Raw genomic sequence first — 3,028 nt, 5'->3', positions numbered from 1 at the left:
TTCCGATCGCCACGGCTGCCGCGTCGTGGCGGGTGGGTTTCCTTGTCTTGCTGGTGAGGGGTTGTTGCCAGTGCTGGGCGCCCCAGCGGCTGGTGTAGGCGGGATCGACGGCGACGACGGGAATGCCGAGTCCGGCCGCCATCGACACCAGCCGGGCCCGCAGCCTGGCCACGGGCATACCGGAGACCAGCCTGCGGAACCGCTTGCGGCGGCCGTGCTTCTCACGAGTCGTCTCGCCGGTGAAGTCGAGGTCCTCGACGGCGATGGCGAGGTGATGTCGGCGGGCCCAGTGCAGCAGACGGATCAGGGCATGCCGGATCTGGGCGTCACGGTGGGCGGCGCCGCCCGACAGGTCGTAGCCGAACCGTCTGGGGGCACCGACCGGGTTGCCGTGAGCGTCGAGCCGCCAGGCGGCCAGGTGGTCGGCGTTGGTGTCCACCCCCACCAGACCACCCGCGCGGACCGCGGCCAGCGGCACAGTCTGCACCGGCGGGTTGGTCCAGGAGGCGGTGAGGTACCAGCGGCCGCGTGCGGGGTCCTCGTGGATGCGGTAGGCCACGGCCCGGTTCGCGCTGACGCGGTCGGCCCACTGGTCACCCCGGTGCGCGAACCTCACGCGGGCGGCGAGGACATAGCGGCCGTGCGGGGCGTTCGCCAGATGCACGAGCGGCGCGGGGAGTCTGAGGGAGACCTCCCCGCCGGGGGCGACGCGGATGGTCTCGTTGCCGAAGCGCTTGCCGGACTCGCCGTCGGCCTGCAGGAAACGCCGCTCCCCCTGCCACCGGATACGCCACTGCTCCTCGGTGAGCTGCGCGGCATCCAGGTGGTGGCGGGTGGTCAGCAACTGCTTCCCGCCCCGCACCACGTGCACGCGCCCGGCCTCCCAGTCCGCCCGAACGGCTTGGAGCCGGTCGGTGAGCACGTGCAGACGGCGCGCCTTCGCATGCCACTCCCGCCTGCTCGCATAACCCCCCGGAGCGCGCTTGCCGCCCTTCTCGCCCAACGGCAGCGACAACCGGTGCGTGATCGTGCGCACCCCCGCTTCCAGCTGCTGGATGTGCGCGAGCTGACTCCGCCGGGCCAGCGCCCACTGATCATGCGTGGCCTTCGTGATCGAACCGGCCCAGCGGGAGGACGACACCGCCGTCACAGCCCGCTTGCGCTCGGCCCACCCCTCTGCGTCATGGTCCAGCCCCACCGCGCAGCGGACCTTCAGATCCCGCGAGGCCAGCGCGCCCAGATGATCCCCCACCAGACGAAGAACGTGCTCGTCCTCCGCCGTCAGCTGTCTGAGCCGGTCACGCACCGCCACACCCGACGGGCCCACGGCGACGAAGGTCGCCGCCAACTCCCGCAACCCACCCATCCCCGATCACCCCCAGCGTCCCTGCACCGGCCGAACCCTCACCACGCTCCTCAACGACCCACACGGGCGAAGGTCACATATTCGACCGAAGAACCTTCGTTCAAGGCCATGCGGGAAGCAGTCCGGGCACTCATTGATACGCGGCAGAGCATGCTTGTGCGCAGTCAACCCTGAACAGTTCACACCCCCACCCTGGATGCACGTTGCCCAGGACACCCCGACCAGACGAACCACCACGAGGCCGAGGGGAACCCGCCATGACAGCCAAGATCCTCATCATCACCGGTGACGCGGCCGAGTCACTGGAGGTCCTGTACCCCTACCAGCGCCTGCGGGAAGAGGGCTACGAGGTCCATATCGCCGCCCCCAGCCGCAAGCAGCTCCGCTTCGTCGTCCATGACTTCGAGCCCGGTTTCGACACCTATACGGAGAAACCGGGGTACACCTGGCCGGCGGACCTGGCCTTCTCCGAGGTCGACCCCGGCCAGTACGTCGCCCTCGTCATCCCCGGCGGCCGGGCCCCGGAGTACCTCCGCAACGACCCGGAGCTGCGCAAGATCCTCAAGGCGTTCTTCGACACCGACAAGCCGGTCGCCCAGATCTGCCACGGGCCGCTGCTCACCGCCGCCGTGGACGCGCTCCACGGGCGCCGCGTCACCGCGTATCCCGCGCTGGAGCTCGACATGCAGTCCGCGGGGGCGACCTTCCAGGACACCGAGACCGTGATCGACGGCACCCTCGTCTCCGCGCGGGCGTGGCCGGACCACCCGAGCTGGATGCGCGAGTTCCTGAAGGTCCTGCGGACCAAGGCCCCCGCGACCTGAGCCGACGGGGGCAGGAGCGGCGGTGACGGAGGTAGGAGCCGGGGGGGCGCCGAGAGGGCGCCCATCCGGAACGGTGGTGACCTGGCTTGTGGTCGTCCGGGGTGGCGACGCGCTACGCCGCCAGCCGCTCGGCCTCCACGACCGCCTCCTCCAGGGTGTCCACCACGGGCACCCCGGGCACCGTCTCCAGACTCGCCCGGCTGTGGGACCCCCCGGTGTAGAGGACGGCCCGCGCCCCGACGTGCCGGGCGGCGACGGCGTCGTCCGCGGCGTCCCCGATCACGACGGTCCGCTCCGGCGCCACCCCGACGAGCCGGCGCAGGTGCCGCACCATGTGCTCGGCCTTGCTGCCCCCGGACGGCCCCCGCCGCCCGTCGACCCGCAGGAAATGCGGCTCGATCCCGAATCCCCGTACCAGCGGCACGAGTTCCTCGTGCACGTACATGCTGAGGATCGACTGGCTGTGCCCCTCGGACCGCCAGTCGGCGAGCAGCGTGGGCACCCCGTCGGTGAGCCCGCACGCGACCCGGTGCTCGGCGTAGTACCGGTGGAAGACGGCGTCCATGGCGTCCCACTCCTCATCGGTGGGCAGCCGCCCGATCAGCCGCTCGTAGAACTTCGGCACCGGCACGCAGTACAGCTCCCGGTACCGCTCCAAGGTGAGCGGCTCGATCCCCAGTTCGGCGAACGCCGCGTTCGTCGCCCCGATGATCGCCTCGTTGTCATGGAACAGCGTGCCGTTCCAGTCCCAGACGATGTGCGCCCCAGCGCCGTGCTTCCCCATACCGAGAAAACTACCGTTCCTCAATACTGAGCGGGAGTGAGTCCTGTTGCCAGG

3 protein-coding genes are annotated in these 3,028 nt (G+C 70.6%); 1 reads left to right on the top strand and 2 read right to left on the bottom strand.

Going from position 1 to position 3,028, the window contains the following annotated elements; genetic code table 11:
* Positions 1-1,366, bottom strand: a 1,366-nt coding sequence (locus tag SMA5143A_RS19445; RefSeq protein ID WP_107464181.1) for an IS200/IS605 family element transposase accessory protein TnpB, incomplete at its 3' end; no start/stop codon positions are given.
* Between the two features lie 257 nt (positions 1,367-1,623).
* Between SMA5143A_RS19445 and SMA5143A_RS19440 the strand changes: the two genes are divergently transcribed.
* Positions 1,624-2,190 carry a DJ-1/PfpI family protein gene (locus SMA5143A_RS19440; RefSeq protein ID WP_107464180.1) on the top strand — a complete coding sequence of 189 codons (567 nt, stop codon included), beginning with the start codon at positions 1,624-1,626 and terminating at the stop codon, positions 2,188-2,190.
* Positions 2,191-2,302: 112 nt separating this feature from the next.
* On the opposite strand, the gene SMA5143A_RS19435 is transcribed toward SMA5143A_RS19440, so the two are convergent.
* A complete protein-coding gene (locus tag SMA5143A_RS19435) occupies positions 2,303-2,974 on the bottom strand; it encodes an HAD family hydrolase (RefSeq protein ID WP_107464179.1) in 672 nt (223 codons plus the stop codon).
* Between the last annotated feature and the right edge of the window lie 54 nt (positions 2,975-3,028).

The sequence above is a fragment of the Streptomyces sp. MA5143a genome (assembly GCF_900290235.1).
Taxonomy (GTDB): domain Bacteria; phylum Actinomycetota; class Actinomycetes; order Streptomycetales; family Streptomycetaceae; genus Streptomyces.
The sequence above is the reverse complement of the archived record's forward strand: the minus strand, read 5'-3'. Positions and strand labels throughout refer to the sequence as shown.